Consider the following 26,920-nt stretch of genomic DNA (forward strand, 5'->3'; position numbering starts at 1 on the left):
GGTGCGGCCCATTCCTTGGTCTGCGGCACCATCACCTACAGCGCTGTTGCTGGTGACATCAGCGTTTGTCACGCCGATTGTCACGAGGGGAATTGCCGCAAAGTTACGTACGGTGTGGGCTGCAGCAGTGGTAGGAGCGCCCGTCTCTTTTCTGGAAAAAGAGACGGGCGATAGGTTGGCGCAAAACGTTGGCCGAGCAGGTTCGTTGCTGCAGGGCTAAAGGGTTAGCGGGCAGCCGCACTAGGCGGATTGTTTAGAGGGCGTCCATCATTCTGGCGAATGACCGTGCGAGCCTCCGGGCGCGAATCGCACTTTGGGATGAACCACCGGGTTAGCGGCATGACCTTGAAGGCTCTGGTCATCTGGGGTGCTGCCGAGGGCAGCGCTTTGAGCCTTCGTTCTATCGGTCACCGCGGCCCGGGTCAATTGGTGAAGGGCACATGGAAATACGCCAGATTCCTCCTCTGGCGTGCTTTGGAAGTCGGTGGCTGTCAGTGGCAAAGTGGCCGTTTGTCGCTTTCTAGTGTTAGCCCGTGAGCATGGGGATGCGAAGCCTCCCCGTGCTCACGGGCTTAGCCGGAGAAACCAAGAGCGAGGCGAGTTGGCGACTGTCGCCATCAGCTCAGACGATAAAGACTGAGTTGCCACGCGGGCTGTCGCCAGTGTCGCCGTTGTCGCTGTCCTATCGGATCGGTACTACGTTCCGATCCCTGGCCACATTCATCGCGCTGGCCGAGAGATTGCCCGTCGACGCCTTCAGAATGTACTCGCTCCACCAAGCCATCATCGGCCGCCGGCGCTCGATGTAGTCGGCTCGGTTGTAGGCGCTGCGCACTTCATCCTTATCGACGTGCGCCAACGCCACTTCGATGAGCTCCGGGTCCCACCCATGTTCATTCAAGATGGTGCTGGCCATCGAGCGCATGCCGTGGCTGACCAAGCGGTCCTGGAAGCCCATACGTTTCAACGCCATGTTGGCGGTCTGGCTATTGGCATGAGTACGAGGGTTTCGATCTGCCGGGAAGACGTATTCCCGATGACCACTGTGGGGCTTCAGTATTTCCAGCAATGCCATGGCTTGATCGCTCAGCGGGATGCTGTGGGGGCGGCGCTTTTTCATCCGCTCCGGTGGGATGGTCCAGACACGCTTTTCAAAGTCGATGTCTGCCCAGCGAGTAGTCGCCGCCTCGGCGGGGCGAGTCATCGTGTGCAACTGCCATTCGATCAGGCAGCGGGTCGTGCGCTTGATACTGGCGTTCGCTATTTCCAGCATGAGCTCAGGAAGCTCCTCGGGTGGTAGCGCCGCCATGTTCTCTTTCTTGGGTTTCTTGAACACCGCCCGAATCCCGCTGAGCGGGTTCGCGAAGATCATTCCTGAATTGACCCCGTAGGTCATGATCTCGTTGAGGCGCTGGCTAACCCGTTTCACGGTTTCCAAACTGCCTTTGGCTTCGATAGGCCGAAGGATCTTTATCACCATCGGTGCGCTGACTTCCGAGATCGGTGTCGATTTCATGCTCGGAAAAACGTGCAGCGTGAGTGAGCGCCAGATGTCCTCGGCATAGGCGGGCGTGACCGAGTCCTTTTTAAGCTCGAACCAGGCGGTAGCTACTTTCTCGAACGTATGTTCCGTCTCGGCAAGCTTGGCCTGCGCGAGATCATTGCGCTGAGCCTTGGGATCGATCCCCCGTGCAAGTACTTCCCTAGCATCAACCGCTTTGCGCCGAGCTTGCGCCAGAGAGACCTCGGGATAGGAACCGAGCGCCATGTTGATTCGATTCTTGGTGACTGGATGCCTGTAGTTGAAATTCCACTGCATCGAGCGGTTGACTCGGACGCGGAGCTGGAGGCCGTCGCCATCCGTGAGGACGTAGTCCTTGTCTTTGGGCTTGACAGCCTTGAGCTGGCGGTCGGAGAGGCGAGCTGTTTGAGCGCACATGGGAGGAGCTCCATGACACCTTTTGGTATTCCCAAGATTAGCCCCAAGTAGGCTGGAATACCACCGGGAATACCAGGATGGCTGGAACCCAAAAAACCATTGTGGCCCTCAAAAGAGCTACAAACCCTTAAATTTACTGAATTCAAGGCACAAAAAAAGACGTCCGTGGACGTCTTTAGTTGATCAAATGGTGGAGCCGGGGGGATTTGAACCCCCGTCCGCCAGTACTCCGCTGTCGGTACTACATGCGTAGCCGTTTCTATTAAGTTAACCCTCAGCGACCCGAAGGGCAGGGTGCTTTGGGCGAGTTGTGTAAGTTTTAGCCGCTTCGTCCACAACGTACTGCACGGCGATTCTGTTCTATATGACAATCACTTTGGGTTTACAGACATCCCCTGATGATTGCTGGACCCGAAGGTACCAGGAGGGAAGGGCTAAGGCTGCTTACGCAGCGAGAGCGTATTCCCCGTAGGTTTCGTCATTGGCAACTATAAGAAGTTGCAACAGTGGATTTACGAGTTCTGTTACCAACTCGGCATGCACCTAAAGTTTCGCAACCGGCGTCGAATCCTAAACGGCCCCGTGCTTGTAACTCGTTGTTTCTTAGTGAGTGACAAGCCTGTGCAGTGTACGTCAATCGGTCACAGAAGGCCAACCCGAAGGTTGGCCTCGGGCAATCAGCGAGTTACTGATTGCCGCCTTTGTCCGAGTCTTGCAGGCTTTGCAGGGCCTTGGAGGTGATCTCGATGCATTTCTTGTCATCGCCTGCCGCATGGGCTGCCTTGGCTTGGGAAACGGCGGTGTCGATTTCGCCAGATTTGCCGCTGGTGTCGGTGGCGAGCAACGCTTTACCGTTGTTGATTTTGTCCAGGTTGATTTGGCACAGATCGTCTTTTGTTCCGGCCGCAAACGCGGGGGAGGCCAGCATCGCAGCGGTAATGAACAAACCAGCAAGAGCGGAACGCTTCATGGGTATCTCCTTGTGCAAATAGGGCTCGATGCTGCCGGTTTTCCGTGCAGCCAGCGAGGTCACTGATGAGCCTCGTTTGTCGAGGCCTATGCAGATGACTACGCCGGCGCGCAGGGGTTCTGTTTTGTCGCTGGATTAGTCGAAAAACCCCGAAATCATTAGGTTTTGCACCCAAAGAGTGCGGCCCTAGTGGGCGCGCGCCTGGGTTACTCGATCCACCAGGTACACCAGGCCGTGGTAATCAATTCCACCGTGTTGTGTCAGGCCAATCTCACACGTACGGCTGGTGGAGATACCCTCGCTGCAATACTGCACGGCGTCCTTCAGGCTGCGCAGTGAGTGCGCGTTCAGCTCTGGCGTGGTGAAGCCTTTGTCGCCGGCAAACCCGCAGCAATGAATGCCTTCGGGGATCACCACGTTTTTGCTGCACTGCCTGGCCAGGTCGATCAGCGCCTGGCTCTCTCCCAGGTGTTGGGTGCTGCAGGTGACGTGCACGGCGATCGGGGCTTCCTGGGGGGTGAAGTCGAGGCGGTCCATCAGGTGCGTGCGGATAAAACGCACGGGGTCGTAGAGGTCGAGACGGGTTTCGGCCAGGTCCTGGACCAGGCGCAGGGTGCACGGGCTGGTGTCGCAGTAGATCGGGTCGAGGCCGCCACGGCTGGCGTGGAGCAGGGCGCCGATCAGTTCCTGGCGTTTGTGTTCGGCTTGTTCGGCGTAGCCCTTGGATGCGAATGGTTGGCCGCAGCAGAGGTTGTCCTGATTGTCGGGGAAGACTACCTGATAACCGGCTTTTTCCAGCAGGCCGCGGGTTTTGTCGTACAGCGACATCTGTTCCTTGTCACCGGCTGCTGGGCCCATCGCGCGTGAGACGCAGGCGGCGAGGTACACCACGCGGGGGCGCTCATCGCTCACGGCGGGGCTGAAGCGAATGGCCTTTTCCGGTTGCGGCATGGCGTTGGTCCACTGGGGGATTTGCCCCTTGGACAGCCGGGTTACCGTGGCCGAGAGCTTCGCCAGTCGCGGAGCGCCCAGCAGCATGCGCGCACCGTTGGCCACGTGCAGGGTGAAGCGCGCACCTTGCAGTGCCGTGGCGAAGTGCGTCGACAGCCATTCGGCGGTTTTCGTACGGTCGGCGTCGCGGCTGCGCAGCTTTTTCACCAGGTCGCCGGTATTGATGCCTACCGGGCAGCGCTGGGCACAAAGCCCGGTCGCCGCGCAGGTGTCGATGCCCTGGTATTGATACGCCTCTTCCAGTTCAGTGGTGTCGATACCGGCGCGTTTCCTGGCCTGGATATCGCGCCAGATCACAATGCGCTGGCGCGGGCTCAGGGTCAGCCCCTTCGACGGGCACACCGGTTCGCAGAAACCGCACTCGATGCACTTATCCACAAGCTCGTCGGCGGCGGGCAGTGGCTTGAGGTGCTTGAGGTGGATTTGCGGGTCTTCGCTGAGCACCACGTCCGGGTTGAGAATGCCGTTGGGGTCAAGCAGGCGCTTGAGCTGCCACATCAATTGGTAGGCATCGCTGCCCCATTCCAGTTCGACAAAGGGCGCCATGTTGCGACCGGTACCGTGCTCGGCCTTCAGCGAGCCGCCAAACTCCACGGCCACCAACTGGGCGACGTCGTCCATGAACGCCTGGTAGCGTGCGACTTCTTGCGCGCTGTTGAAGCCTTGGGTGAACACAAAGTGCAGATTGCCTTCCAGGGCGTGTCCGAAAAGGATCGCTTCGTCGTAGTGATGTTTGTCGAACAGCTCGATCAGGCGATTAACGCCAATGGCCAGTTGTTCCACCGGGAAGGTCACGTCTTCGATAATCACGGTGGTGCCGGTTTTACGCACGGCGCCCACGGCGGGGAAGGTGTCTTTGCGGATCGCCCACAGGCGGGCGTTTTCCACCGGGTCTTCGGTGAAGTCGACTTGTTTCTCCACCGGGAAGCTGGCCAGGGAAGCCATGATCAGTGCCAGTTGCTCATGCAGCAGTGAGGGCGAGGCGGCGCGGGATTCGATCAACAGGGCGCAGGCATTTTCCGATAGCTGCTGTACGAAAGCCGGCATGCCGGGTTTGTCCTGCACCGAACGCATGCTGCGGCGGTCCAGTAGTTCAACCGCTGAAACAGGTTGGGTTTTGAGTACGGTCACCGCGTTGCAGCAGGTTTCCACATCGGGGAACACGATCAGGGCCGAGGCTTTGTTCGGGTGGTCGATCACCGTGTCGTAGGTCACTGCGCTGATAAAGCCCAGGGTGCCTTCGGAGCCGACCAGCAAATGGCTGAGGATATCCAGTGGCTCGTCGAAATCCACCAGGGCGTTGAGTGACAACCCGGTGGTATTTTTCAGACGGTATTTGTGGCGGATTTTTGCAGCCAATTCGGCGTTGGCCCGGGTTTCTCGACCGAGTGCCGCCAGGCGGTCAAGCAGCTCGCCATGGCGTTGGCGAAAGGCCGCAACGCTGGCCGGATCTTCCGTGTCCAGGCGGCTACCATCGGCCAGCACCAGGCGAATGCCCGCCAAGGTGTGGTAGGTGTTCTGGGCCGTGCCGCAGCACATGCCGCTGGCATTGTTGGCGACGATGCCGCCAATTTTGCAGGCATTGATCGACGCCGGATCCGGACCGATTTTGCGCCCGAATGGCGCCAGCCAGGCGTTGGCTTGCGCCCCGATCACGCCGGGCTGCAAGCGGATTTGTGTGCCCTGGCCGCGAATCTCGCGCCCGTTCCAATTGTCCCCCAGCACGATCAGTACCGAGTCGCTGATGGCCTGTCCCGAAAGGCTGGTGCCCGCCGCACGAAAGGTCACCGGCACGCGGTCGCGCTGGGCCAGTTGCAGCAAGGCCACCACTTCATCTTCCGATTCAACCCGGATTACCAGTTGTGGGATCAGTCGGTAAAAGCTGGCGTCGGTGCCGAAGGCGAGGGTGGAAAGTGGATCGTCGAAACGACGATCTTTCGGGATCAGTTGTGCGGCGTCGCTCAGAAAAGCAGCAGGCAGGCTCATCGGTCCTCCAGAAATAGCAGACGCCGGAATCGCTGCCCGGCGTCGGTTCTTACCCTATCGCGTGCAGGTCTTAGTGCACCAGCATACCGGTGAACCAGTAAGCCTGGGCCAAGGTGATCAGCCCGACGATCGTCGCGAAAAACAGGCTGTGCTTGAGGGTAAAGCGGAACAGGTCGGATTCCTTGCCCACCAGGCCAGTGGCGGCGCATGCCACGGCAATCGACTGCGGCGAGATCATCTTGCCGGTCACGCCGCCGCTGGTGTTCGCCGCTACCAGCAAGGTGTCGTTGACGCCGATCTGGTGCGCGGTAGTGGCTTGCAGCGAGCTGAACAGCGCGTTGGACGAGGTGTCGGAGCCGGTCAGAAACACGCCGAGCCAGCCAAGGAATGGCGAGAAGAACGGGAATGCCGCGCCGGTAGCCGCCAGCACCAGGGCCATGGTTGATGACATGCCCGAATAGTTGGTGACGAAGGCAAAGGCCAGCACCATGCCGATGGAAAGGATCGGCCAGCGCAGCTCATAAAAGGTTTCTTTCAAGGTGGTCAGACCAGTTTTGAAATCAATCTTCAGCACCAGCATCGATACCAGGGCGGAGAAGAAAATCGCCGTGCCGGTGGCGGAAATCGGATCAAGCTTGAATACCGCCGGGATGGCTGTCGGGGTGGCAACGATGGGCGCAACCTTGATCACCAGTTGATCCAGGTGCGGGATCGCAAAGTTGAATACCGAGCTGTACATCGCGCCGCCGGCGGCGAACATCGCCTTGAACGGCTTGAGGGTCCAGATGGTGACCAGCACGGTCAGGATCAGGAACGGCGACCAGGCCTTGAAAATTTCCCCCAGGCTGTAAGGCGAAGCCAGGGTGTTGCGAGGCAGGCCAAAGCCACCGGCGCTGGCAGTGACGGCAGTGCCGGACGTTGCGCCAACGATTTGCGCGCCGGCACTACGCTTGGGCTGCCAGACTTTCAGGAACAGGGTCAGGGAAATCAGGCTGGCCAGGGCCGAGGTGATGTCCGGCAGTTCCGGGCCGATGAAGTTCGAGGTGAAGAACTGGGTTACGGCGAAGCTCAGGCCCGCAACCAGCGCGGCAGGCCAGGTTTCCTTGACGCCGCGCAGGCCGTCCATCATGAACACCAGCCAGAACGGCACGAACAGCGACAGCAGCGGCAGCTGGCGACCGGCCATGGCGCCGATCTTGAATGCATCGATCCCGGTCACCTGCCCGGCCACGATGATTGGAATCCCCAGTGCGCCGAACGCAACGGGGGCGGTATTGGCAATCAGGCACAGGCCGGCGGCATACAGCGGGTTGAAACCCAGGCCTACCAGCAGTGCGGCAGTAATCGCCACCGGTGCGCCGAAACCGGCGGCGCCTTCCAGGAACGCGCCGAAGCAGAAGCCGATCAGCAGCACTTGCAGGCGCTGGTCGTCGGTAATCGACAGCACGGAGCTGCGGATGATTTCGAACTGGCCGCTCTTGACCGTCAGTTTGTACAGGAATACGGCGGCGACGATGATCCAGGCGATTGGCCATAGGCCGTAGGCAAAGCCATAACCGGCGGCGGCGAGCGCCATGTCGACCGGCATCTGGAAGGCAAAGATCGCCACCAGGATCGACAGTGCCAGGGTGATGCTGCCCGCAACGTGGCCTTTGAGGCGAAACACCGCCAGGGCCAGGAAGAAAAATACGATGGGAATGACGGCGGCCAGTGCGGACAGGCCGAGGCTGCCGAGCGGGCTGTAGAGCTGTTGCCAGGTTTGCATATGGGGTGGCCCCTAATTGTTGTTGGTCAGGCACTGCTTGGATGATTTGGGTAATTGGTATTACCAATTTATAATCACCGTTGGCTAGGTTAAAAGCCTTCTGGGGGATGTGTCAATTTGCCGCTTGTGAATCTTTGGTCGTAGGTCGGGGTTGGTGGGGGCTGATTGGCTTAAACGAGGGCGTTCTGATAGGTGCCGGATACTCGGCGATAGGCCAGAATAGGGGCCCCGGCGAGTGGTCGGGATGGTGGAGAGTGAGTTATGGGGTTTGATCAGGTGCGTCAGCGCCGTTTGTCTGACGACATCGTCGAGCAGCTTGAGGGCATGATCCTTGAGGGCACGCTGAAGTCGGGCGAGCGCTTGCCGGCCGAGCGCGCACTGGCCGAGCAGTTCGGGGTGTCGCGGCCGTCGTTGCGTGAGGCGATCCAAAAGCTGGTGGCAAAAGGTTTGCTGATCAGTCGCCAAGGTGGTGGCAATTATGTGGTGGAGTCGCTGGGTTCAACCTTCAGTGATCCGCTGCTGCATCTGCTGGAAAATAATCCGGAGGCTCAGCGTGATCTTCTGGAGTTTCGTCAGACCCTGGAGGCCTCTTGCGCGTATTACGCAGCGTTGCGTGCCACTGAGGTGGACCGCGAGCGGCTGACCGCGGCGTTCGAGGAGTTGCAGGATTGCTACACGCGGTCGGATGAAGTGAGTCGGGCGGAAGAGGGTGCGGCGGATGCGAGGTTTCACCTGGCCATCGCCGAGGCCAGCCATAACGCGGTATTGCTGCACACCATTCGCGGCCTGTTCGACCTGCTCAAGCGTAATGTGGTGACCAATATTGGCGGCATGTACCAGCAGCGTACGGAGACCCGCGACATGCTGATCAATCAGCATCGGGACCTGTACCTGGCGATTATCGAGGGGCGTGCCGAGCAGGCACGGGAAGTCTCAACACGTCACCTGCTGTATGTGCAGGAAGTGCTGGAGGAAGTGCGGCAGGAGGTTCAGCGCATGGCCCGGGCGGAACGGCGCAAAGGGATGTAGCAAATGCTGTGGATGAGGGAGCGGGCTCCGTCATCCACATCAAGTCACAAGAAAGTCAGTCTTCCTTGCCCTTGTTGCGCACGGCACGCTGCAATTCCCGGTTGGAATCGCGCTCGCGCTCGGTATCACGCTTGTCGTATTCCTTCTTGCCCTTGCCCAGTGCGATCTCGCACTTGACCAGGTGCTTGCTCCAGTACCACGACAGGCAGACACAGGCGTAGCCCTTTTGCTGCACGGCGGCGTGGAGCTTTTCCAGCTCGCGGGCATTGAGCAACAGCTTGCGCGTGCGCACCGGGTCGGCGATTACGTGGGTGCTGGCGGTCATCAGCGGCGTGATATGACTGCCGAGCAGCCATGCCTCGCCGTCTTTGAGCAGCACATAACTGTCGACCAGCTGCAGCTTGCTGGCACGCAGACTTTTTACTTCCCAGCCGGCCAGGACCAGACCAGCCTCGAAACGATGTTCGATGAAGTAATCGTGTCGCGCCTTTTTATTTTGCGCGATGGTCCCTGTTGGGTGTTTCTTTTGTTTAGCCATAGGGGCGGCATTATAGGGAGTTGCGAGCGCGTCGGCTACGGTCAACCTGCGTGCTTGAGCGTGTTGAATGAATCCCGGACAATGCAGGCTGGTTTTTGATTTTTTTCTTTCGCGAATCCTGTTGTCCTTTCGCGATGTTTGCCGCTCAGCTGTGGAAATAACGCTCACATGACGACGCATATTCAACGTTCGGCCCTGTTGCCTTATCCGGCACAGGCGCTCTATGACCTGGTCAACGACGTGGCGCGTTACCCGGAGTTCCTGCCTTGGTGTTCGACTGCCGAGGTGTTGGAGAGCAGTGATGAGCACATGGTTGCCAGCGTGGGGGTGGCAAAGGGCGGCTTGAGCCAGCACTTTGTCACGCGCAACACGCTGGTGCCCGGGCAGTCCATCGAGATGAATCTCGAAGAAGGGCCGTTCACTCAGTTGCACGGTGTGTGGGTGTTCAAGGCGTTGAACGAGAAAGCCTGCAAGATCAGCCTGGACCTGTCGTTCGACTATGCCGGCCCTATCGTGCGTGCCACCCTGGGGCCACTGTTCAATCAGGCGGCGAATACTCTGGTGGACGCGTTTTGCCAGCGCGCCAAGCAAATGCATGGCTGAGCCATTGGTTGAAATCGAGGTGGTGTACGCCGCGGTGGATCGCCAGGTGTTGATGAGCCTGGCAGTAGCACCGGGCTCAACCCTCAGGGCCGCAGTGTTGGGCTCGGGGATGGCTGCGCAATTTCCGGAGCTGAATCTGCAGGATTGCCCCTTGGGGATTTTCGGCAAGGTGGTGGCAGACGCTGACGTGCGTGTGGTGCAGGCTGGAGACCGAATCGAGATCTATCGGCCATTGCTCGCAGATCCGATGGAGATACGTCGTTTGCGTGCGGCCAAGGCCGCCAAGGCAAAACAGCAGAATTCATAGCTTGCGAAACAGCAGGCAACAAAAAGCCCGGCATGCCGGGCTTTTTATCGAGCGCTGCAAACTTATTGCGGGCTGGCATCCAGGGGTTCTGGAGTCGGCACCGGAACGGTTTGTACGCCGTCGACGCCTTTCTGGATCTCGTCCAGCAAGGAGCCGGGCTTGGCCGGTACCTCGGACTTGGGCTTCTCCTCGTTCTGCGCGGGCGCAGGAGCGGTGGTGCCGTTGTCCTTGCCCAGCAAGGCTTCATCGCGGCTTACGCCCGGTTTGAAGTCCCCCGACAGGCTGACGAGCTGGTCATTGCCATTGAAGATGACACTGACCCGCTCCTGCTGGCGTTCACCGCCACCAGGTTGGATGCTATAGAGATAATCCCAGCGATCGGCATGGAATGTGTCGGTCAGCAGGGGATTGCCCATGATAAACCGTACTTGCCGTCGGGTCATTCCCGGGCGTAACTGGTCTATCATGTCCTGCGTGACGACATTGCCCTGCTGGATGTCGATTTTGTAAACCCCGGGGAATGAACAACCGGCGAGTGCGAGCAGTCCCACAAAGGTGAAACTGGTTAGCAAGAGCTTGGTGTTTTGCATCGGTGGGCGACTTCCACTATCTTGGCTGGGACAACGTAAACGCCGATCATACCCGTATTAAGAGAAGCTGCGAAGCAGCATCCGCGAGAAAGCTAACCATGGTTGAAAATAGCGAACTACGCAAAGCCGGTCTTAAAGTGACTCTGCCACGAGTCAAGATTCTACAAATGCTCGATTCTGCTGAGCAGCGCCACATGAGTGCCGAGGATGTATACAAGGCGCTGATGGAGTCTAACGAGGACGTCGGCCTGGCCACGGTTTACCGTGTTCTGACCCAGTTTGAAGCAGCAGGACTGGTGGTTCGTCATAATTTCGACGGCGGTCATGCAGTGTTCGAATTGGCCGACGGCGGTCATCACGACCACATGGTTGACCTGGATACCAATGAGGTTATCGAGTTCACCAGTCCGGAAATCGAGAAGCTCCAGCACATGATCGCTGAGCAGCATGGATTCGATTTGGTGGACCACAATCTGGTTCTCTACATACGTAAGAAAAAGTAAGAAAGCTACGCAGATTCGCTCTGCGAAACGATCGAAGGCGACCCTAGGGTCGCCTTCGTGCTTTCTATAGAAAGAAAATACTCAGTAAGCCAGGCTTCAGACCTTCGCGGTTACCACCATTTTCTTCGCGTGAGCCAAGGACTCCTTGGTCAGGTCGATGCCGCCGAGCATCCGCGCCACTTCTTCTACCCGTTCAGTCTTGTTCAGCTTGGACACGGCGGTATGGGTCGCATCGCTGCCTCGCACCTTGTGCACGAACAAGTGCTGATGCCCTTGGGCGGCTACTTGTGGCAAGTGGGTGACGGTCAGTACCTGGCCGCGATCGCCCAGCCGGCGCAGCAACTGGCCCACGATCTCGGCCGTCGGGCCGCCGATCCCTACGTCCACTTCATCGAATACCAGTGTTGGCACGCGAGAGGTCTGGGCGGTGATCACCTGAATCGCCAGGCTGATCCGCGACAGCTCGCCGCCGGAAGCTACCTTTGCCAGTGCCTTGAGTGGCTGGCCCGGGTTCGCGCTGACCAGCAGTTCTACCTGTTCAAGGCCGTTGGGCAGCAGTTCATTGCTGGTGTTGGTGTGCAACTCGATGGTGAAGCGCCCGCCGGGCATGCCCAGGCGCTGGATTTCCTGCTCTACCGCACTGGCCAGGCCGGTCGCTGCCTGATGGCGCAGGTCACTGAGCTCTCGGGCTTTCTCGTGATAATGATGAGCAAAGGACGCCAGCTCTTCACCCAGTCGCTCGATGGATTCGTCGTTGGCGTTCAGGGTTTCAATTTCATCCAGCAGCTTTTGTTGCATGGTTGCGACTTCGGTCGGCTGGATCCGGTGTTTGCGCGCCAGGGTGTAGATGGTGTCCAGGCGCTCTTCTATATCCTGCAGGCGTGCTGGGTCGGCATCGAAGTGATCGAGAAAGCGGTTCAGTTCGCCCACGGCTTCTTCTACCTGGATTTGCGCGCTGGTCAGCAAGGTGGTGGCTTCGTTCAGCGAGCCCGAAGCGTTATTCACGCTGGATAGCCGGTTCAGGCTGGCAGTCAGGGCGTTGAGCACATTGCCGGAATCACTTTCGCTGCACTGCTCCACCACTTGCCGGCAGATACCCAGCAGGGTTTCGGCGTTGGTGAGGTTCTTGTGTTCCTGTTCCAGTTGCTCCAGTTCCGTCTCGCCGAGCCCCAGGCTTTCCAGTTCTTCCAGTTGGTAGCTGAGCAACTGGTGACGGGCGCGCTGCTCGTCGCCGGAGTTGGAGAGGCGCTCCAGCTCCTGGCGGGTCTGGCGCCAGCGCTGCGCAGCCAATTGCACCTGGCGCGCAAGATCGGTGGCACCGGCGTATTCGTCGAGGAGTCGGCGATGGGTGTCGGTTTTCAGCAGGGACTGGTGTTCATGCTGGCTGTGGATATCGATCAGCAGTTCGCCCAGGGCTTTCAAATCGCCGAGCGGGCAGGGCGTGCCATTTATATAGCCGCGGGAGCGCCCTTCGGCCGTGATCACCCGGCGCAGGATGCACGGGCCTTCATTGTTAAGGTCGCGCTCGGCAAGCCAGGCCTCGGCTTCCGGGATATCGGCCAGGTCAAAGGTGGCGAGGATATCGGCCTTGTCGGCGCCCGGCCGTACCACCCCGCTGTCGGCGCGATCACCCAGGGTCAGGCCCAGGGCGTCGAGCATGATCGACTTGCCGGCGCCGGTTTCGCCTGTGATTACGCTCATCCCGCGATCCAGTTCAAGATCCAGATGTTCAACGATGGCGTAGTTATGTACGGACAGGTGCACCAGCATGACGGCCGCTCCCAGGCTTTAGGTCTGGTTATTTATACAGTGTTTTGTTTGGAGGTGACAATCCTGATGCTTAGTCCGATTTGCTTGAATAACTGGCTTTTTAAGCGCAACAGGGAATGATTGATAAGAATTGATCCAGGACAAGTGAAAGACTTTTGGTCACGCCTCAACCCTTGAACCTGAAAATTGTGGCCCCATATACCGGAACAGAAGCGCGAGTCGAGTTCGCGCATGATTTTGAAAGGAGAAATCTATGGCTGACGAACAGACGCAGGATACGCAAAATCCAGACGCCAACCAGGCCGCAGGTGAAGACCTGGCCGCTCGTGTGCAAGTGCTCGAAGAGCAATTGGCAGGCGCACAGGATCAATCGTTGCGTGTTGCCGCTGATCTGCAGAACGTCCGCCGCCGCGCCGAGCAGGATGTAGAAAAAGCTCACAAATTCGCCCTGGAAAAATTTGCCGGTGATCTGTTGCCGATCATCGACAGCCTGGAGCGTGGCCTTGAGCTGTCCAATCCGGACGACGAAAACATCCGCCCAATGCGCGAAGGGATCGAACTGACTCTGAAAATGTTCCAGGACACCCTGAAGCGTTATCAGCTGGAAGCTATCGATCCGCAAGGCGGCGAGCCGTTCAATGCCGAGCATCACCAGGCAATGGCGATGCAGGAAAACGCTGATCTTGAGCCGAACAGCGTATTGAAGGTGTTCCAGAAGGGTTACCAGCTCAATGGTCGCTTGCTGCGCCCGGCAATGGTTGTGGTGAGCAAGGCTCCTGCACCGGTTGCACCTTCTATTGATGAGCAGGCTTGAAATAAGTCGTAACGGCCCCATCTATAAGTCAAGCGTTTAAGTACTGCCGCAGTTAGCCACCACTGCTGCGGCAAAAAAATCTAAGTTTCGGGAGAGTAAATCATGGGCAAAATTATCGGTATCGACCTGGGGACTACCAACTCCTGCGTCTCCGTGCTGGAAAACGGCGTATCCAAAGTTATTGAAAACGCTGAAGGCGCACGCACCACTCCGTCCATCGTGGCTTATGCCAACGACGGCGAAATCCTGGTGGGCCAGTCCGCCAAGCGTCAAGCTGTGACCAATCCGCATAACACCCTGTACGCGGTGAAGCGTCTGATCGGTCGTAAGTTCGACGAAGAAGTCGTACAGAAAGACATCAAGATGGTCCCGTACAAAATCGCCAAGGCTGACAACGGCGACGCCTGGGTTGAAGTGAACGGCCAGAAAATGTCGCCGCCACAAATCTCGGCTGAAATCTTGAAAAAGATGAAGAAAACCGCCGAAGACTACCTCGGTGAAGCCGTGACTGAAGCGGTGATCACCGTTCCGGCCTACTTCAACGACAGCCAGCGCCAGGCGACCAAAGACGCCGGCCGTATTGCTGGCCTGGACGTGAAACGTATCATCAACGAACCAACCGCAGCCGCTCTGGCCTACGGTATGGACAAGGCCAAGGGCGACCACACTGTGATCGTTTACGACCTGGGTGGCGGTACCTTCGACGTTTCCGTGATCGAAATCGCTGAAGTCGATGGCGAGCACCAGTTCGAAGTGTTGGCCACCAACGGTGACACGTTCCTGGGCGGTGAAGACTTTGACATTCGTCTGATCGACTACCTCGTTGACGAATTCAAGAAAGAAAGCGGCATGAACCTCAAGGGTGACCCGCTGGCCATGCAGCGCCTGAAAGAAGCCGCTGAGAAAGCCAAGATCGAACTGTCTTCGAGCAATTCGACCGACGTGAACCTGCCGTACATCACTGCAGACGCTACCGGTCCTAAGCACTTGAACGTGAAAATCTCCCGCGCCAAGCTGGAAGCGCTGGTAGAAGACCTGGTTCAACGCACCATCGAGCCTTGCCGCATTGCGCTGAAAGACTCGGGTATCGACGTTGGCGCGATCAACGACGTGATCCTGGTGGGCGGTCAGACCCGTATGCCACTGGTTCAGAAGCTGGTTACCGAGTTCTTCGGTAAAGAAGCGCGTAAAGACGTGAACCCGGACGAAGCAGTTGCCATGGGTGCTGCCATCCAGGGTGCGGTATTGGCCGGCGACGTGAAAGACGTTCTGCTGCTGGACGTAAGCCCGCTGACCCTGGGTATCGAAACCATGGGCGGCGTGATGACTGCGCTGATCGAGAAAAACACCACGATTCCTACCAAGAAATCGCAAGTGTTCTCGACTGCCGACGACAACCAGGGCGCCGTGACCATTCACGTGCTGCAAGGTGAGCGTAAGCAAGCCGGTCAGAACAAGTCCCTGGGCAAGTTCGACCTGGCCGAGATTCCACCAGCACCACGTGGCGTGCCACAAATTGAAGTGACCTTCGACATCGACGCCAACGGCATTCTGCACGTAGGCGCCAAAGACAAGGCCACCGGCAAGACTCAGTCGATCGTGATCAAGGCTAACTCGGGTCTGTCCGAGGAAGAAATCCAGCAGATGATCCGTGACGCTGAAGCCAACGCTGACGAAGACCGCAAGTTCGAAGAGCTGGCCGCTGCCCGTAACCAGGGTGATGCACTGGTTCACTCGACTCGCAAAATGATCGCTGACGCTGGCGACAAAGTGACTGCCGAAGAGAAAACTGCAATCGAAGCCGCAGTAGTTGCCCTGGAAGCCGCCGTTAAAGGCGACGACAAGGCTGCTATCGAAGCCAAGGTTGAAGAGCTGTCGAAAGTCTCTGCGCCAGTGGCTCAGAAAATGTACGCCGAACAAGGCCAGCCGGCTGATGGTGCTGCACACCAGGCAGAACCTGAAGCCAAGCACGACGATGTTGTCGATGCCGAGTTCGAAGAAGTCAAAGACCAGAAGTAACTTGGTCGCCCGGTTGACCGCTCACAAGCGGTGACTGGTAGGATGTCGCCGCGCGGGAGCTTGCTCCCGCGTTGGCGTGTCTGGGGTACGCGAATTTTTACAGCATGCGACAACGCTCGGATGCTGGCGGTGTGATCGGGAATGCTCCTGCTTTCCGGACGACAGTCACCGCGTTTTTGGCCGGTTTCCGGTTGAAAGCAGTAACGACCAGGATCGTTGAATTGACGTGAGTTGGGTCCGGGCCTGTATTGGGGCTCAACGAGTTTGGCAAGGCTCAGGAGGGTTTTGCCGGACGTCCTTAAGAGTGCAAAGACTTATGGCAAAGCGTGACTATTACGAAGTGTTGGGTGTGGAGCGCGGCTCCAGCGAGGCGGACCTGAAAAAGGCTTACCGTCGCCTGGCAATGAAGCACCACCCGGACCGTAATCCGGATAGCAAAGAATCCGAAGAGCTGTTCAAAGAGGCCAATGAGGCCTACGAATGCCTGTGTGATCCGAACAAGCGCGCCGCTTACGACCAGTATGGCCATGCTGGTGTCGACCCAAGCATGGGTGGCGGCGGTGCCGGTTTCGGCGGGCAGAACTTCTCCGATATTTTCGGCGACGTGTTCAGCGACTTCTTTGGCGGCGGCCGTGGTGGCCAGCGTGGCGGTGCCCAGCGTGGCAGCGACCTGCGCTACACCCTGGAGCTGAACCTGGAAGAAGCGGTGCGCGGTACCAGCGTCAATATCCGTGTTCCGACGCTGGTCAATTGCAAGCCGTGCGACGGTTCGGGCGCCAAGAAAGGCTCCTCGCCGATCACTTGCCCGACTTGCGGCGGTATCGGCCAGGTACGCATGCAGCAAGGCTTCTTCTCGGTGCAGCAAACCTGCCCGCGCTGCCACGGCCAGGGCAAGATCATTTCCGATCCGTGCGACTCGTGCCACGGCGAGGGGCGTGTCGAAGAGTACAAGACCCTCTCGGTGAAAGTGCCGGCGGGTGTTGATACCGGCGACCGCATTCGTCTGTCGGGCGAAGGCGAGGCGGGCACTCAGGGCGGCCCGACGGGCGACCTGTACGTGGTGATCAATGTGCGCGAGCACTCGATCTTCCAGCGCGACGGCAAGCATCTGTTCTGTGAAGTGCCGATCAGCTTTGTCGATGCGGCCCTGGGTGGCGAGCTTGAGATTCCGACGCTGGACGGTCGGGTCAAGCTGAAGATCCCTGAGGGTACGCAGACCGGCAAGCAGTTCCGTATCCGTGGCAAAGGCGTTGCGCCGGTGCGCGGTGGCGGTGCTGGTGACCTGATGTGCCGTGTGGCGGTAGAGACGCCGGTGAACCTGGGGCGTCGTCAGCGCGAACTGCTGGAAGAGTTCCGCAGCTCCCTGGCCGGCGATGACACTCATTCGCCAAAGACCACCGGCTGGTTCGAAGGCGTGAAGCGCTTCTTCGGCGACCTGTAAGGAAGTGAGTATGCGACGTATCGCGGTGATGGGCGCTGCCGGGCGCATGGGCAAGACCCTGGTCGAGGCCGTGCAGGCGCGCTCGCCGGCCTCCGGGCTGACGGCGGCGATTGTTCGTCCCGGCAGCACCTTGATTGGTGCGGACGCCGGTGAGTTGGCGTCCCTGGGGCGGATCGGCGTTTCGTTGTCCGGCAATCTGGAGCAGGTTGCCGACGAGTTCGACGTGCTGATCGATTTCACCCTGCCGGACGTGATGCTGAAAAACCTGGCGTTCTGCCGCAAGGCGGGCAAGGCCATGGTGATCGGCACAACGGGCCTGAGCGCCGAGCAAAAGCAGCTGCTGGTGGAGGCGGGCAAGGATATTCCAATCGTGTTCGCGGCCAATTTCAGCGTCGGCGTCAATCTGTCGCTGAAGCTGCTCGACATGGCGGCGCGGGTGATGGGTGATGAGGCTGACATCGAGATCATCGAGACTCATCACCGGCACAAGATCGATGCGCCGTCCGGTACGGCATTGCGTATGGGCGAGGCGATTGCCGATGCCCTGGGTCGTGACCTGTCGAAGGTGGCGGTGTATGGCCGCGAAGGCCATACCGGTGCCCGCGCCCACGACACCATCGGTTTTGCCACCGTTCGCGGCGGTGATGTGGTGGGCGATCACACCGTGCTGTTCGCAACCGAGGGTGAGCGTCTTGAGATCACCCACAAGGCGTCTAGCCGTATGACGTTCGCCAAGGGTGCTGTACGTGCGGCGCTGTGGCTTGAGGGTCGTGCGCCGGCCCTGTACGACATGCGCGACGTGCTGGACCTGCATTAAGACGTAGCTAAAACGGGGTCTCAGGAATATGCTGAGGCCCCGTTTTTACCCGCTAGGCGACGTCCTGTCGCATTCCCCTGCCTTTAAGGCTCATTAGCGGTGGACCAAAAAAGCCTTTTTCTGTAAGCTACAGCTTTAGTGTGTCCACTAAAAGCGCGCAGAATAATTCAGTGAAGAAGCGGGGTGACGTGTCCATACGTCACTCCGCTTTTTTACAACCTGCGATCGCCCTTTCAGGCTTTATTTACGGGAGGTCTTCTTGACTAAGCCAGCCATACTCGCCCTTGCTGATGGCAGCATTTTTCGCGGCGAAGCCATTGGAGCCGACGGTCAGACCGTTGGAGAGGTGGTGTTCAACACCGCCATGACCGGCTATCAGGAAATCCTTACTGATCCTTCCTACGCCCAACAGATCGTTACCCTGACCTATCCGCACATCGGCAACACCGGTACTACACCGGAAGACGCCGAGTCTGATCGTGTCTGGTCGGCTGGCCTGGTCATTCGTGACCTGCCACTGGTAGCGAGCAACTGGCGTAACACGATGTCCCTGTCCGATTACCTGAAAGCCAACAACGTTGTGGCGATCGCCGGTATCGATACGCGTCGTCTGACACGCATCCTGCGTGAAAAAGGCTCGCAGAACGGCTGCATCATGGCCGGTGACAACATCTCCGAAGAAGCGGCGATCGCAGCGGCCCAAGGTTTCCCTGGCCTGAAAGGCATGGATCTGGCGAAAGTCGTCAGCACCAAGGAAACGTACGAGTGGCGCTCCACCGTCTGGGACTTGAAGACCGACAGCCACGCGACCATCGAAGCTTCCGAACTGCCGTACCACGTCGTGGCCTACGACTACGGTATCAAGCACAACATCCTGCGCATGCTGGTCGAGCGCGGTTGCCGCGTGACCGTGGTGCCTGCGCAGACCCCGGCCAACGACGTACTGGCCCTGCAGCCGGACGGCGTGTTCCTGTCCAACGGCCCGGGTGACCCGGAGCCTTGCGACTACGCCATCAAGGCGATCAAGGAAGTGCTGGAAACCGAGATCCCGGTGTTCGGCATCTGCCTCGGCCACCAACTGCTGGCCCTGGCTTCCGGCGCCAAGACCCTGAAAATGGGTCACGGCCACCACGGTGCCAACCACCCGGTGCAGGACCTGGACACCGGCGTCGTGATGATCACCAGCCAGAACCACGGTTTTGCGGTAGATGAAGCGACGCTGCCGGGCAACGTCCGGGCGATTCACAAGTCGCTGTTCGACGGTTCCCTGCAAGGTATTGAGCGCACCGACAAGAGCGCGTTCAGCTTCCAGGGCCACCCTGAAGCAAGCCCGGGCCCGAACGACGTAGCGCCGCTGTTCGACCGTTTCATCAATGAGATGGCCAAGCGACGCTAACTGAGCGGCCTGAGGGCGGCCCGGGAAACCGGCGGCCCCCTCGGGCTCTTCAAAGATTGTTCAAGACGGCTTGCCGACTGACCTGCGGATTTGAGTGACAAACCCATGCCAAAACGTACAGACATAAAAAGCATCCTGATTCTCGGCGCTGGCCCGATCGTGATCGGCCAGGCCTGCGAATTCGACTACTCCGGCGCCCAGGCCTGTAAAGCCCTGCGCGAAGAGGGCTACCGCGTCATCCTGGTGAACTCCAACCCGGCCACCATCATGACCGACCCGGACATGGCCGACGCCACCTACATCGAGCCGATCAAGTGGCAGACCGTTGCCAAGATCATCGAGAAAGAGCGTCCGGACGCACTGCTGCCAACCATGGGTGGCCAGACCGCCCTGAACTGCGCACTGGACCTGGAGCGCGAAGGCGTCCTGGAGAAGTTCGGCGTAGAGATGATCGGCGCCAATGCCGACACCATCGACAAGGCTGAAGACCGTTCGCGTTTCGACAAGGCCATGAAGTCCATCGGCCTTGATTGCCCGCGTTCCGGTATCGCCCACAGCATGGAAGAGGCCAACGCGGTCCTGGAGCGCCTGGGCTTCCCGTGCATCATCCGTCCGTCCTTCACCATGGGCGGCACCGGCGGCGGTATCGCCTACAACCGTGAAGAGTTCGAAGAAATCTGCGCCCGCGGCCTGGACCTGTCTCCGACCAAAGAGCTGCTGATCGACGAATCCCTGATCGGCTGGAAAGAATATGAGATGGAGGTTGTCCGCGATAAGAAGGACAACTGCATCATCGTCTGCTCGATCGAAAACTTCGACCCGATGGGCGTGCACACCGGTGACTCGATCACCGTTGCGCCGGCACAGACCCTGACGGACAAGGAATACCAGATCATGCGTAACGCCTCTTTGGCGGTGCTGCGTGAGATCGGTGTGGAAACCGGTGGCTCCAACGTCCAGTTCGGCATCTGCCCGGACACTGGCCGCATGGTTGTGATCGAGATGAACCCGCGTGTATCGCGTTCTTCGGCGCTGGCATCGAAAGCTACCGGCTTCCCGATTGCGCGCATCGCCGCCAAGCTGGCGATCGGTTACACCCTGGACGAGCTGCAGAACGAAATCACCGGCGGCGCAACGCCAGCTTCCTTCGAGCCGTCGATCGATTACGTCGTCACCAAGCTGCCACGTTTCGCTTTCGAGAAATTCCCGAAAGCCGACGCCCGCCTGACCACTCAGATGAAGTCGGTCGGTGAAGTCATGGCCATCGGCCGGACCTTCCAGGAGTCCCTGCAGAAAGCCCTGCGCGGCCTGGAAGTGGGCGTTTGCGGTCTGGACGAGAAGCTCGACCTGAGCAACCCGGAAAGCATGAGCGTGCTCAAGCGCGAGCTGACCGTGCCGGGTGCCGAGCGTATCTGGTACGTGGCCGATGCTTTCCGCGCCGGCATGACCGTCGAAGACATCTTCGGCATGAACATGATCGACCCGTGGTTCCTGGTGCAGATCGAAGATCTGATCAAGGAAGAAGAGAAGGTCAAGACCCTCGGTCTGTCCTCCATCGACCGCGACCTGATGTTCCGCCTCAAGCGCAAAGGTTTCTCCGACATGCGTCTGGCCAAGCTGCTGGGCGTGACCGAGAAGAACCTGCGCACCCATCGCCACAAGCTGGACATCTTCCCGGTCTACAAGCGCGTTGATACCTGTGCGGCCGAGTTCGCCACCGACACTGCATACATGTACTCCACCTACGAGGAAGAGTGCGAAGCCGCGCCGTCGGGCCGCGACAAGATCATGATCCTGGGCGGCGGTCCAAACCGTATCGGCCAAGGCATCGAGTTCGATTATTGCTGCGTACACGCCGCTCTCGCCCTGCGCGAAGACGGGTACGAGACCATCATGGTCAACTGCAACCCGGAAACTGTTTCCACTGACTACGACACTTCCGACCGTCTGTACTTCGAGCCGGTAACGCTGGAAGACGTACTGGAAATCTGCCGCGTCGAGAAGCCAAAAGGCGTGATCGTCCAGTACGGCGGCCAAACCCCGTTGAAACTGGCTCGCGCACTTGAAGCTGCTGGCGTGCCGATCATCGGTACCAGCCCTGACGCTATCGACCGTGCCGAAGACCGTGAACGCTTCCAGCAGATGGTTGAGCGCCTGAACCTGCGTCAGCCGCCAAACGCCACTGTGCGCAGCGAAGACGAAGCGATCCGCGCGGCCAGCAAGATTGGTTACCCGCTGGTGGTGCGTCCGTCCTACGTACTGGGCGGCCGGGCGATGGAAATCGTCTACGAAGAAGACGAACTCAAGCGTTACCTGCGTGATGCGGTGAAAGTGTCCAACGACAGCCCGGTGCTGCTGGACCACTTCCTCAACTGCGCCATCGAGATGGACGTGGATGCGGTCTGCGACGGCACCGACGTGGTGATCGGCGCGATCATGCAGCACATCGAACAGGCTGGCGTTCACTCCGGTGACTCCGCTTGCTCGCTGCCGCCATACTCGCTGCCTGCACACATCCAGGACGAGATGCGCGAACAGGTCAAGAAAATGGCCCTGGAACTGGGCGTGGTCGGCCTGATGAACGTACAGTTGGCGCTGCAAGGCGAAGACATCTACGTCATCGAAGTCAACCCGCGCGCCTCGCGTACCGTGCCGTTTGTTTCCAAGTGCATCGGTGTTTCCCTGGCAATGATTGCTGCCCGTGTGATGGCCGGTAAGACCTTGAAGGAAATCGGCTTCACCAAGGAAATCATTCCGAACTTCTACAGTGTGAAAGAGGCGGTGTTCCCATTCGCCAAATTCCCTGGTGTGGACCCGATCCTGGGCCCGGAGATGAAGTCCACCGGTGAAGTGATGGGCGTGGGCGATACCTTCGGTGAAGCATTCGCCAAAGCCCAGATGGGCGCCAGCGAAGTGCTGCCTACCGGCGGTACTGCGTTCATCAGCGTGCGCGATGATGACAAGCCGCTGGTTGCAGGCGTGGCCCGTGATCTGATCAACTTGGGCTTCGAAGTCGTGGCCACTGCCGGGACCGCCAAGCTGATCGAGGCTGCCGGCCTGAAAGTGCGTCGCGTGAACAAGGTAACGGAAGGCCGTCCACACGTGGTCGACATGATCAAGAATGACGAAGTCACCCTGATCATCAACACCACCGAAGGTCGCCAGTCGATCGCGGACTCCTACTCCATTCGTCGTAACGCCTTGCAGCACAAGATCTACTGCACCACCACCATTGCTGCTGGCGAAGCTATCTGCGAAGCGCTGAAGTTCGGTCCTGAAAAAACCGTGCGTCGCTTGCAGGATCTACACGCAGGATTGAAGGCATGATCAAATACCCAATGACCGTCCAGGGCGCAAAAGCCCTGGAAGAAGAGCACGCCCACCTGACCAAGGTCGTCCGTCCAAAGCTGAGCCAGGACATCGGTACGGCCCGGGAATTGGGTGACCTGAAGGAAAACGCTGAATACCATGCTGCCCGCGAGCAGCAAGGTATGGTCGAGGCGCGGATCCGTGACATCGAAGGCCGCCTGCAGAATTCGGTGGTTATCGACGTCACGACCATCCCGCATACCGGCAAGGTGATTTTCGGCACCACCGTGGAAATCGCCAACGTCGAGACTGACGAAAGCGTGGTTTACCACATCGTGGGTGAAGACGAGGCCGACTTCAAACTCGGCAAGATCTCCGTCGGTTCGCCGCTGGCCCGCGCCTTGATTGCCAAGGAAGAGGGTGACGTGGTGGCCGTCAAGACGCCTGGTGGCGTGATCGAGTACGAGATTGTCGAAGTTCGTCACATCTGAAAGACGGCGCCCGCTTCGTGCGGGCGCCATGCTTTGGCAGTTTGCCCAGATGCTTTGGGTTGGCGGCCTATGGCTGTTACATATTGGTGTGCTGCCGGCGCTGGGCCTGATTGGCCTGGCACCGTTGCTGATCGATGAGGTCAGCGGATTATTAAGCGCGTTGCTGGTAGGTTTTGCAGCGGCGTGCGTGACGCTTCAGGCGCTGGTGCTGATCAAGGCCGAAGGCTTGGGGAGTCTGTGGCGGGATATTCGCGGGCAACTGCTGTTGATGGCGCTGTATGCGTGCGCAATGTTTTGCGTGGTGCGTATCTTTCTGCCGGAGGCGTTGCGCTGGCAGCTGTTCAGCTATCTTGTGCTAGGGTTTTCCGGGTTGGTGCTGGTTGTACAGCCGGCGCCGGGATGGAGTGGCAGGGCGTGCGAAGCACGCCCGTGACCCTTGTTTCACTTGAAGCGGTGTACGTTCGACAGTTGCTTGTTGGCGCTGAAGTTCTTGCGATACAGCAGCGCCATCTTGCCGATGACCTGAACCAGGTCCGCTTTGCCAGCCTTGCACAGTTCTGCAATAGCTGCCAGGCGCGCCTCGCGATCAAGGATGCTGACCTTGATCTTGATTAGCTCGTGATCGCCCAATGCGCGTTCAAGTTCGGCTAACACACCTTCAGTCAAACCGTTGTCAGCCACAATCAAAACTGGTTTCAGATGGTGGCCAATGGATTTGTACTGTTTCTTCTGCTCTTGAGTGAGCGGCATAATCTGACCCCTGCGTCTGATCTTGTAAAAAGCGGCGGCCAGTTTACCCGAGCGAGTCCGGGACCGCCCAGTTAATCACGACCCGTTTTATTTTCGAGGTGGCCCGTGGCCCGTTCCAAAACTAGCCTTAAGTGGCTGCAAGAGCATTTCAACGACCCTTACGTCAAAATGGCGCAAAAGGATGGCTACCGTTCCCGGGCCAGCTACAAACTGCTGGAGATCCAGGAAAAGGACAAGTTGATCCGTCCTGGCATGAGCGTTATCGACCTGGGTGCCGCCCCGGGTGGCTGGTCCCAGGTGACCAGTCGTCTGATTGGTGGACAAGGTCGTTTGATCGCTTCCGACATCCTGGAAATGGACAGCATCCCTGACGTGACCTTTGTTCACGGCGATTTTACCCAGGATGAAGTGCTGGCACAGATCCTTGAGGCCGTCGGAAATTCGCAGGTAGACCTTGTGATTTCCGATATGGCCCCCAATATGAGTGGATTACCGGCTGTTGATATGCCGCGAGCCATGTTCCTGTGCGAATTGGCACTGGACCTGGCAGGACGGGTACTGCGTCCGGGTGGTGACTTCCTGGTCAAGGTCTTCCAGGGTGAAGGCTTCGACGAGTATCACAAGAACATCCGCAAACTGTTCGACAAGGTACAGACACGCAAGCCTGACTCTTCCCGGGACAGGTCTCGCGAGCAGTATTTGCTGGGTCGCGGCTTCCGTGGCATTGAAGGCGCTGCCAGTGAAGAGCGTTTTTGAGAAATTTGACGGAGGCGATAGGTTTTTTTATATCGCTTTCGTCACGAAGCTTTACGAATATTGTGTAGTCAAAGTTTCACAAAGGGTTACAGACGGCGCCTGCCAGAGTTGTAGGTAATGTAGTAAGTTAGGCCGGTGAATATCATGCGAAGCACGCGCCAGTAGCGGAGCTTGCTTCAGAGGGTAGTTAATTGAACGATATGGCAAAGAATCTGATCCTGTGGTTGATCATCGCGGCTGTCCTCGTGACGGTGATGAACAACTTCTCCAGCCCTAACGAGCCGCAGACCCTCAACTATTCCGACTTCATCCAGCAAGTTAAGGATGGCAAGGTCGAGCGCGTAGCGGTTGATGGCTACGTGATTACCGGCAAGCGCAACGATGGCGACAGCTTCAAGACCATCCGTCCGGCAATCCAGGACAATGGCCTGATCGGCGACCTGGTGGATAACCACGTGGTTGTCGAAGGCAAGCAGCCTGAGCAGCAGAGCATCTGGACCCAACTCCTGGTGGCCAGCTTCCCGATACTGGTGATTATCGCCGTGTTCATGTTCTTCATGCGCCAGATGCAAGGTGGTGCGGGAGGCAAGGGCGGGCCGATGAGCTTCGGCAAGAGCAAGGCGCGCCTGCTTTCCGAAGATCAGGTGAAAACCACCCTGGCTGACGTTGCTGGTTGCGACGAAGCCAAGGAAGAAGTGGGCGAACTGGTTGAGTTCCTGCGCGATCCGGGCAAGTTCCAGCGCCTGGGTGGCCGTATTCCTCGCGGTGTGCTGATGGTTGGCCCGCCAGGTACCGGTAAAACCCTGTTGGCCAAGGCCATTGCCGGCGAAGCCAAAGTACCTTTCTTCACCATTTCCGGTTCCGACTTCGTCGAAATGTTCGTCGGCGTAGGTGCCAGCCGTGTTCGCGATATGTTCGAACAGGCCAAGAAGCACGCTCCGTGCATCATCTTCATCGATGAAATCGACGCCGTTGGTCGCCATCGTGGCGCCGGCATGGGCGGCGGTCATGATGAGCGTGAGCAGACGCTTAACCAGTTGCTGGTTGAGATGGACGGCTTTGAAATGAACGACGGCATCATCGTGATCGCCGCAACCAACCGTCCAGACGTACTCGACCCCGCGTTGCTGCGTCCGGGCCGTTTTGACCGTCAGGTCGTTGTCGGGTTGCCAGACATCCGTGGTCGTGAGCAGATCCTGAAAGTGCACATGCGCAAAGTGCCAATGGGCGACGACGTGGCTCCGGCCGTGATTGCCCGTGGTACTCCAGGCTTCTCCGGTGCCGACCTTGCCAACCTGGTGAACGAGGCGTCGCTGTTTGCCGCCCGTACCGGCAAGCGCATCGTTGAAATGAAGGAGTTCGAGCTGGCGAAAGACAAGATCATGATGGGCGCCGAGCGCAAATCCATGGTCATGTCCGAGAAAGAGAAGCAGAACACCGCTTATCATGAAGCCGGTCACGCCATTGTTGGTCGCGTTGTGCCTGAGCATGACCCGGTCTACAAGGTATCGATCATTCCTCGTGGCCGGGCGCTGGGCGTCACCATGTTCCTGCCGGAAGAGGATCGCTACAGCCTCTCCAAACGTGCCTTGATCAGCCAGATCTGCTCGCTGTATGGCGGCCGGATCGCCGAAGAGATGACCCTGGGCTTCGACGGTGTTACCACCGGTGCCTCCAACGACATCATGCGTGCCAGCCAGATTGCACGGAACATGGTGACCAAGTGGGGTCTGTCGGAGAAACTCGGTCCTTTGATGTATGCCGAGGAAGAAGGCGAAGTATTCCTGGGTCGCGGTGGTGGTGGTCAAGCTGCCAGCTTCTCCGGCGAGACAGCCAAGCTGATCGACTCCGAGGTGCGCAGCATCATTGACCAGTGCTACGGCACGGCCAAGCAGATCCTCACCGACAACCGCGACAAGCTCGACGCCATGGCTGATGCCCTGATGAAGTACGAGACCATTGATGCCGAGCAGATTGACGACATCATGGCTGGTCGTACGCCTCGCGAGCCTCGCGATTGGGAAGGTGGTTCGGGTACTTCGGGCACGCCGCCAGTGGTACAGAACGAACGCCCTGAAGCCCCGATCGGCGGCCCGGCTGCTGACCATTAAGGTTT

The 26,920-nt window shown here is 58.8% G+C and carries 22 protein-coding genes and 1 other RNA gene; 14 read left to right on the top strand and 9 right to left on the bottom strand.

From position 1 onward, the window contains the following. Positions 1 to 682: 682 nt before the first annotated feature. The 5 genes from HX814_RS17360 to HX814_RS17380 form a co-directional block, all read right to left on the bottom strand. The gene (locus HX814_RS17360; protein WP_177009218.1) at positions 683 to 1,939 is read right to left on the bottom strand and encodes an integrase domain-containing protein; all 1,257 of its coding nucleotides are present in this window, start codon (positions 1,937 to 1,939) and stop codon (positions 683 to 685) included. Positions 1,940 to 2,127: 188 nt separating this feature from the next. After that, positions 2,128 to 2,521, bottom strand: a transfer-messenger RNA (tmRNA) gene (gene ssrA / locus HX814_RS17365). A 103-nt stretch (positions 2,522 to 2,624) separates the two neighbouring features. Continuing rightward, entirely contained in the window at positions 2,625 to 2,909 is a 285-nt protein-coding gene (locus HX814_RS17370) for a hypothetical protein (RefSeq protein WP_008436825.1), read from the bottom strand. A gap of 186 nt (positions 2,910 to 3,095) precedes the next feature. Then, positions 3,096 to 5,906 carry an FAD-binding and (Fe-S)-binding domain-containing protein gene (locus tag HX814_RS17375; RefSeq protein ID WP_134325712.1) on the bottom strand — a complete coding sequence of 937 codons (2,811 nt, stop codon included), beginning with the start codon at positions 5,904 to 5,906 and terminating at the stop codon, positions 3,096 to 3,098. A gap of 70 nt (positions 5,907 to 5,976) precedes the next feature. After that, positions 5,977 to 7,671, bottom strand: coding sequence for a lactate permease LctP family transporter (locus HX814_RS17380; RefSeq protein WP_134325713.1), 1,695 nt, complete (start codon positions 7,669 to 7,671; stop codon positions 5,977 to 5,979). A gap of 261 nt (positions 7,672 to 7,932) precedes the next feature. Here HX814_RS17380 and HX814_RS17385 point away from each other — a divergent pair, with 261 nt between their 5' ends. Beyond that, the gene (locus HX814_RS17385; RefSeq protein ID WP_003212240.1) at positions 7,933 to 8,700 is read left to right on the top strand and encodes an FCD domain-containing protein; all 768 of its coding nucleotides are present in this window, start codon (positions 7,933 to 7,935) and stop codon (positions 8,698 to 8,700) included. A gap of 55 nt (positions 8,701 to 8,755) precedes the next feature. Here the strand turns inward: HX814_RS17385 and smpB are convergent, their stop codons facing one another. Further along, positions 8,756 to 9,238: an SsrA-binding protein SmpB gene (smpB, locus tag HX814_RS17390; RefSeq protein ID WP_003212238.1), complete on the bottom strand. Its 483-nt coding sequence runs from the start codon at positions 9,236 to 9,238 to the stop codon at positions 8,756 to 8,758. A 168-nt stretch (positions 9,239 to 9,406) separates the two neighbouring features. Here smpB and HX814_RS17395 point away from each other — a divergent pair, with 168 nt between their 5' ends. Together HX814_RS17395 and HX814_RS17400 are read left to right on the top strand one after the other, a co-directional pair. Beyond that, positions 9,407 to 9,841, top strand: a complete 435-nt coding sequence (locus HX814_RS17395) for a type II toxin-antitoxin system RatA family toxin (protein WP_003212236.1) — start codon at positions 9,407 to 9,409, stop codon at positions 9,839 to 9,841. Continuing rightward, positions 9,834 to 10,148, top strand: coding sequence for an RnfH family protein (locus HX814_RS17400; protein WP_177009217.1), 315 nt, complete (start codon positions 9,834 to 9,836; stop codon positions 10,146 to 10,148). The genes HX814_RS17395 and HX814_RS17400 overlap by 8 nt, the downstream gene beginning before the upstream one ends. A 62-nt stretch (positions 10,149 to 10,210) precedes the next feature. On the opposite strand, the gene HX814_RS17405 is transcribed toward HX814_RS17400, so the two are convergent. Further along, positions 10,211 to 10,738 carry an outer membrane protein assembly factor BamE gene (locus HX814_RS17405; RefSeq protein WP_003212232.1) on the bottom strand — a complete coding sequence of 176 codons (528 nt, stop codon included), beginning with the start codon at positions 10,736 to 10,738 and terminating at the stop codon, positions 10,211 to 10,213. A gap of 98 nt (positions 10,739 to 10,836) precedes the next feature. Here HX814_RS17405 and fur point away from each other — a divergent pair, with 98 nt between their 5' ends. After that, positions 10,837 to 11,241, top strand: coding sequence for a ferric iron uptake transcriptional regulator (gene fur, locus HX814_RS17410; protein WP_003212228.1), 405 nt, complete (start codon positions 10,837 to 10,839; stop codon positions 11,239 to 11,241). Positions 11,242 to 11,337: 96 nt separating this feature from the next. Here the strand turns inward: fur and recN are convergent, their stop codons facing one another. Next, positions 11,338 to 13,011 carry a DNA repair protein RecN gene (recN, locus tag HX814_RS17415; protein WP_177009216.1) on the bottom strand — a complete coding sequence of 558 codons (1,674 nt, stop codon included), beginning with the start codon at positions 13,009 to 13,011 and terminating at the stop codon, positions 11,338 to 11,340. A gap of 253 nt (positions 13,012 to 13,264) precedes the next feature. Here recN and grpE point away from each other — a divergent pair, with 253 nt between their 5' ends. From grpE to HX814_RS17455, 8 genes are all read left to right on the top strand, one after another. Further along, positions 13,265 to 13,825 (top strand): nucleotide exchange factor GrpE, encoded by a 561-nt coding sequence (gene grpE, locus HX814_RS17420; protein ID WP_003212224.1) that lies wholly within the window; start codon positions 13,265 to 13,267, stop codon positions 13,823 to 13,825. 102 nt (positions 13,826 to 13,927) lie between these two features. Next, positions 13,928 to 15,844, top strand: a complete 1,917-nt coding sequence (gene dnaK, locus HX814_RS17425) for a molecular chaperone DnaK (RefSeq protein ID WP_003212222.1) — start codon at positions 13,928 to 13,930, stop codon at positions 15,842 to 15,844. 316 nt (positions 15,845 to 16,160) lie between these two features. Next, the gene (gene dnaJ, locus HX814_RS17430; RefSeq protein ID WP_003212219.1) at positions 16,161 to 17,285 is read left to right on the top strand and encodes a molecular chaperone DnaJ; all 1,125 of its coding nucleotides are present in this window, start codon (positions 16,161 to 16,163) and stop codon (positions 17,283 to 17,285) included. A gap of 10 nt (positions 17,286 to 17,295) precedes the next feature. Next, positions 17,296 to 18,102, top strand: coding sequence for a 4-hydroxy-tetrahydrodipicolinate reductase (gene dapB, locus HX814_RS17435; protein ID WP_003212216.1), 807 nt, complete (start codon positions 17,296 to 17,298; stop codon positions 18,100 to 18,102). Positions 18,103 to 18,361: 259 nt separating this feature from the next. Continuing rightward, complete coding sequence (carA, locus tag HX814_RS17440) at positions 18,362 to 19,498, top strand: glutamine-hydrolyzing carbamoyl-phosphate synthase small subunit (RefSeq protein WP_003212214.1); 1,137 nt, start codon at positions 18,362 to 18,364, stop codon at positions 19,496 to 19,498. A 105-nt stretch (positions 19,499 to 19,603) separates the two neighbouring features. Beyond that, the gene (gene carB, locus HX814_RS17445; RefSeq protein WP_003212212.1) at positions 19,604 to 22,825 is read left to right on the top strand and encodes a carbamoyl-phosphate synthase large subunit; all 3,222 of its coding nucleotides are present in this window, start codon (positions 19,604 to 19,606) and stop codon (positions 22,823 to 22,825) included. Continuing rightward, the gene (greA, locus tag HX814_RS17450; RefSeq protein ID WP_003212209.1) at positions 22,822 to 23,298 is read left to right on the top strand and encodes a transcription elongation factor GreA; all 477 of its coding nucleotides are present in this window, start codon (positions 22,822 to 22,824) and stop codon (positions 23,296 to 23,298) included. The genes carB and greA overlap by 4 nt, the downstream gene beginning before the upstream one ends. A gap of 28 nt (positions 23,299 to 23,326) precedes the next feature. Further along, positions 23,327 to 23,731 (top strand): hypothetical protein, encoded by a 405-nt coding sequence (locus tag HX814_RS17455; protein ID WP_003212207.1) that lies wholly within the window; start codon positions 23,327 to 23,329, stop codon positions 23,729 to 23,731. An 8-nt stretch (positions 23,732 to 23,739) separates the two neighbouring features. On the opposite strand, the gene yhbY is transcribed toward HX814_RS17455, so the two are convergent. Beyond that, positions 23,740 to 24,048 (bottom strand): ribosome assembly RNA-binding protein YhbY, encoded by a 309-nt coding sequence (yhbY, locus tag HX814_RS17460; protein ID WP_003212205.1) that lies wholly within the window; start codon positions 24,046 to 24,048, stop codon positions 23,740 to 23,742. A gap of 105 nt (positions 24,049 to 24,153) precedes the next feature. On the opposite strand from yhbY, the gene rlmE reads away from it, so the two are divergent. Together rlmE and ftsH are read left to right on the top strand one after the other, a co-directional pair. Continuing rightward, positions 24,154 to 24,804 carry a 23S rRNA (uridine(2552)-2'-O)-methyltransferase RlmE gene (rlmE, locus tag HX814_RS17465; protein ID WP_003212203.1) on the top strand — a complete coding sequence of 217 codons (651 nt, stop codon included), beginning with the start codon at positions 24,154 to 24,156 and terminating at the stop codon, positions 24,802 to 24,804. A gap of 200 nt (positions 24,805 to 25,004) precedes the next feature. Further along, a complete protein-coding gene (ftsH, locus tag HX814_RS17470; protein WP_008436840.1) occupies positions 25,005 to 26,915 on the top strand; it encodes an ATP-dependent zinc metalloprotease FtsH in 1,911 nt (636 codons plus the stop codon). The last annotated feature ends 5 nt before the right edge of the window (positions 26,916 to 26,920 follow it).

This window comes from Pseudomonas sp. C8002, assembly GCF_013385765.1.
Classification (GTDB): domain Bacteria; phylum Pseudomonadota; class Gammaproteobacteria; order Pseudomonadales; family Pseudomonadaceae; genus Aquipseudomonas.

Excerpts from the sequence above, each read along its gene's own strand:
- recN (WP_177009216.1), bottom strand. The coding sequence starts at position 13,011 with ATGCTGGTGCACCTGTCCGTACATAACTACGCCATCGTTGAACATCTG.
- greA (WP_003212209.1), top strand. The coding sequence starts at position 22,822 with ATGATCAAATACCCAATGACCGTCCAGGGCGCAAAAGCCCTGGAAGAA.
- HX814_RS17360 (WP_177009218.1), bottom strand. The coding sequence starts at position 1,939 with ATGTGCGCTCAAACAGCTCGCCTCTCCGACCGCCAGCTCAAGGCTGTC.
- HX814_RS17455 (WP_003212207.1), top strand. The coding sequence starts at position 23,327 with ATGCTTTGGCAGTTTGCCCAGATGCTTTGGGTTGGCGGCCTATGGCTG.
- dnaJ (WP_003212219.1), top strand. The coding sequence starts at position 16,161 with ATGGCAAAGCGTGACTATTACGAAGTGTTGGGTGTGGAGCGCGGCTCC.
- HX814_RS17395 (WP_003212236.1), top strand. The coding sequence starts at position 9,407 with ATGACGACGCATATTCAACGTTCGGCCCTGTTGCCTTATCCGGCACAG.
- HX814_RS17385 (WP_003212240.1), top strand. The coding sequence starts at position 7,933 with ATGGGGTTTGATCAGGTGCGTCAGCGCCGTTTGTCTGACGACATCGTC.
- ftsH (WP_008436840.1), top strand. The coding sequence starts at position 25,005 with ATGGCAAAGAATCTGATCCTGTGGTTGATCATCGCGGCTGTCCTCGTG.
- dnaK (WP_003212222.1), top strand. The coding sequence starts at position 13,928 with ATGGGCAAAATTATCGGTATCGACCTGGGGACTACCAACTCCTGCGTC.
- yhbY (WP_003212205.1), bottom strand. The coding sequence starts at position 24,048 with ATGCCGCTCACTCAAGAGCAGAAGAAACAGTACAAATCCATTGGCCAC.
- carB (WP_003212212.1), top strand. The coding sequence starts at position 19,604 with ATGCCAAAACGTACAGACATAAAAAGCATCCTGATTCTCGGCGCTGGC.
- HX814_RS17370 (WP_008436825.1), bottom strand. The coding sequence starts at position 2,909 with ATGAAGCGTTCCGCTCTTGCTGGTTTGTTCATTACCGCTGCGATGCTG.
- HX814_RS17375 (WP_134325712.1), bottom strand. The coding sequence starts at position 5,906 with ATGAGCCTGCCTGCTGCTTTTCTGAGCGACGCCGCACAACTGATCCCG.
- grpE (WP_003212224.1), top strand. The coding sequence starts at position 13,265 with ATGGCTGACGAACAGACGCAGGATACGCAAAATCCAGACGCCAACCAG.
- smpB (WP_003212238.1), bottom strand. The coding sequence starts at position 9,238 with ATGGCTAAACAAAAGAAACACCCAACAGGGACCATCGCGCAAAATAAA.
- fur (WP_003212228.1), top strand. The coding sequence starts at position 10,837 with ATGGTTGAAAATAGCGAACTACGCAAAGCCGGTCTTAAAGTGACTCTG.
- dapB (WP_003212216.1), top strand. The coding sequence starts at position 17,296 with ATGCGACGTATCGCGGTGATGGGCGCTGCCGGGCGCATGGGCAAGACC.
- HX814_RS17400 (WP_177009217.1), top strand. The coding sequence starts at position 9,834 with ATGGCTGAGCCATTGGTTGAAATCGAGGTGGTGTACGCCGCGGTGGAT.
- HX814_RS17380 (WP_134325713.1), bottom strand. The coding sequence starts at position 7,671 with ATGCAAACCTGGCAACAGCTCTACAGCCCGCTCGGCAGCCTCGGCCTG.
- HX814_RS17405 (WP_003212232.1), bottom strand. The coding sequence starts at position 10,738 with ATGCAAAACACCAAGCTCTTGCTAACCAGTTTCACCTTTGTGGGACTG.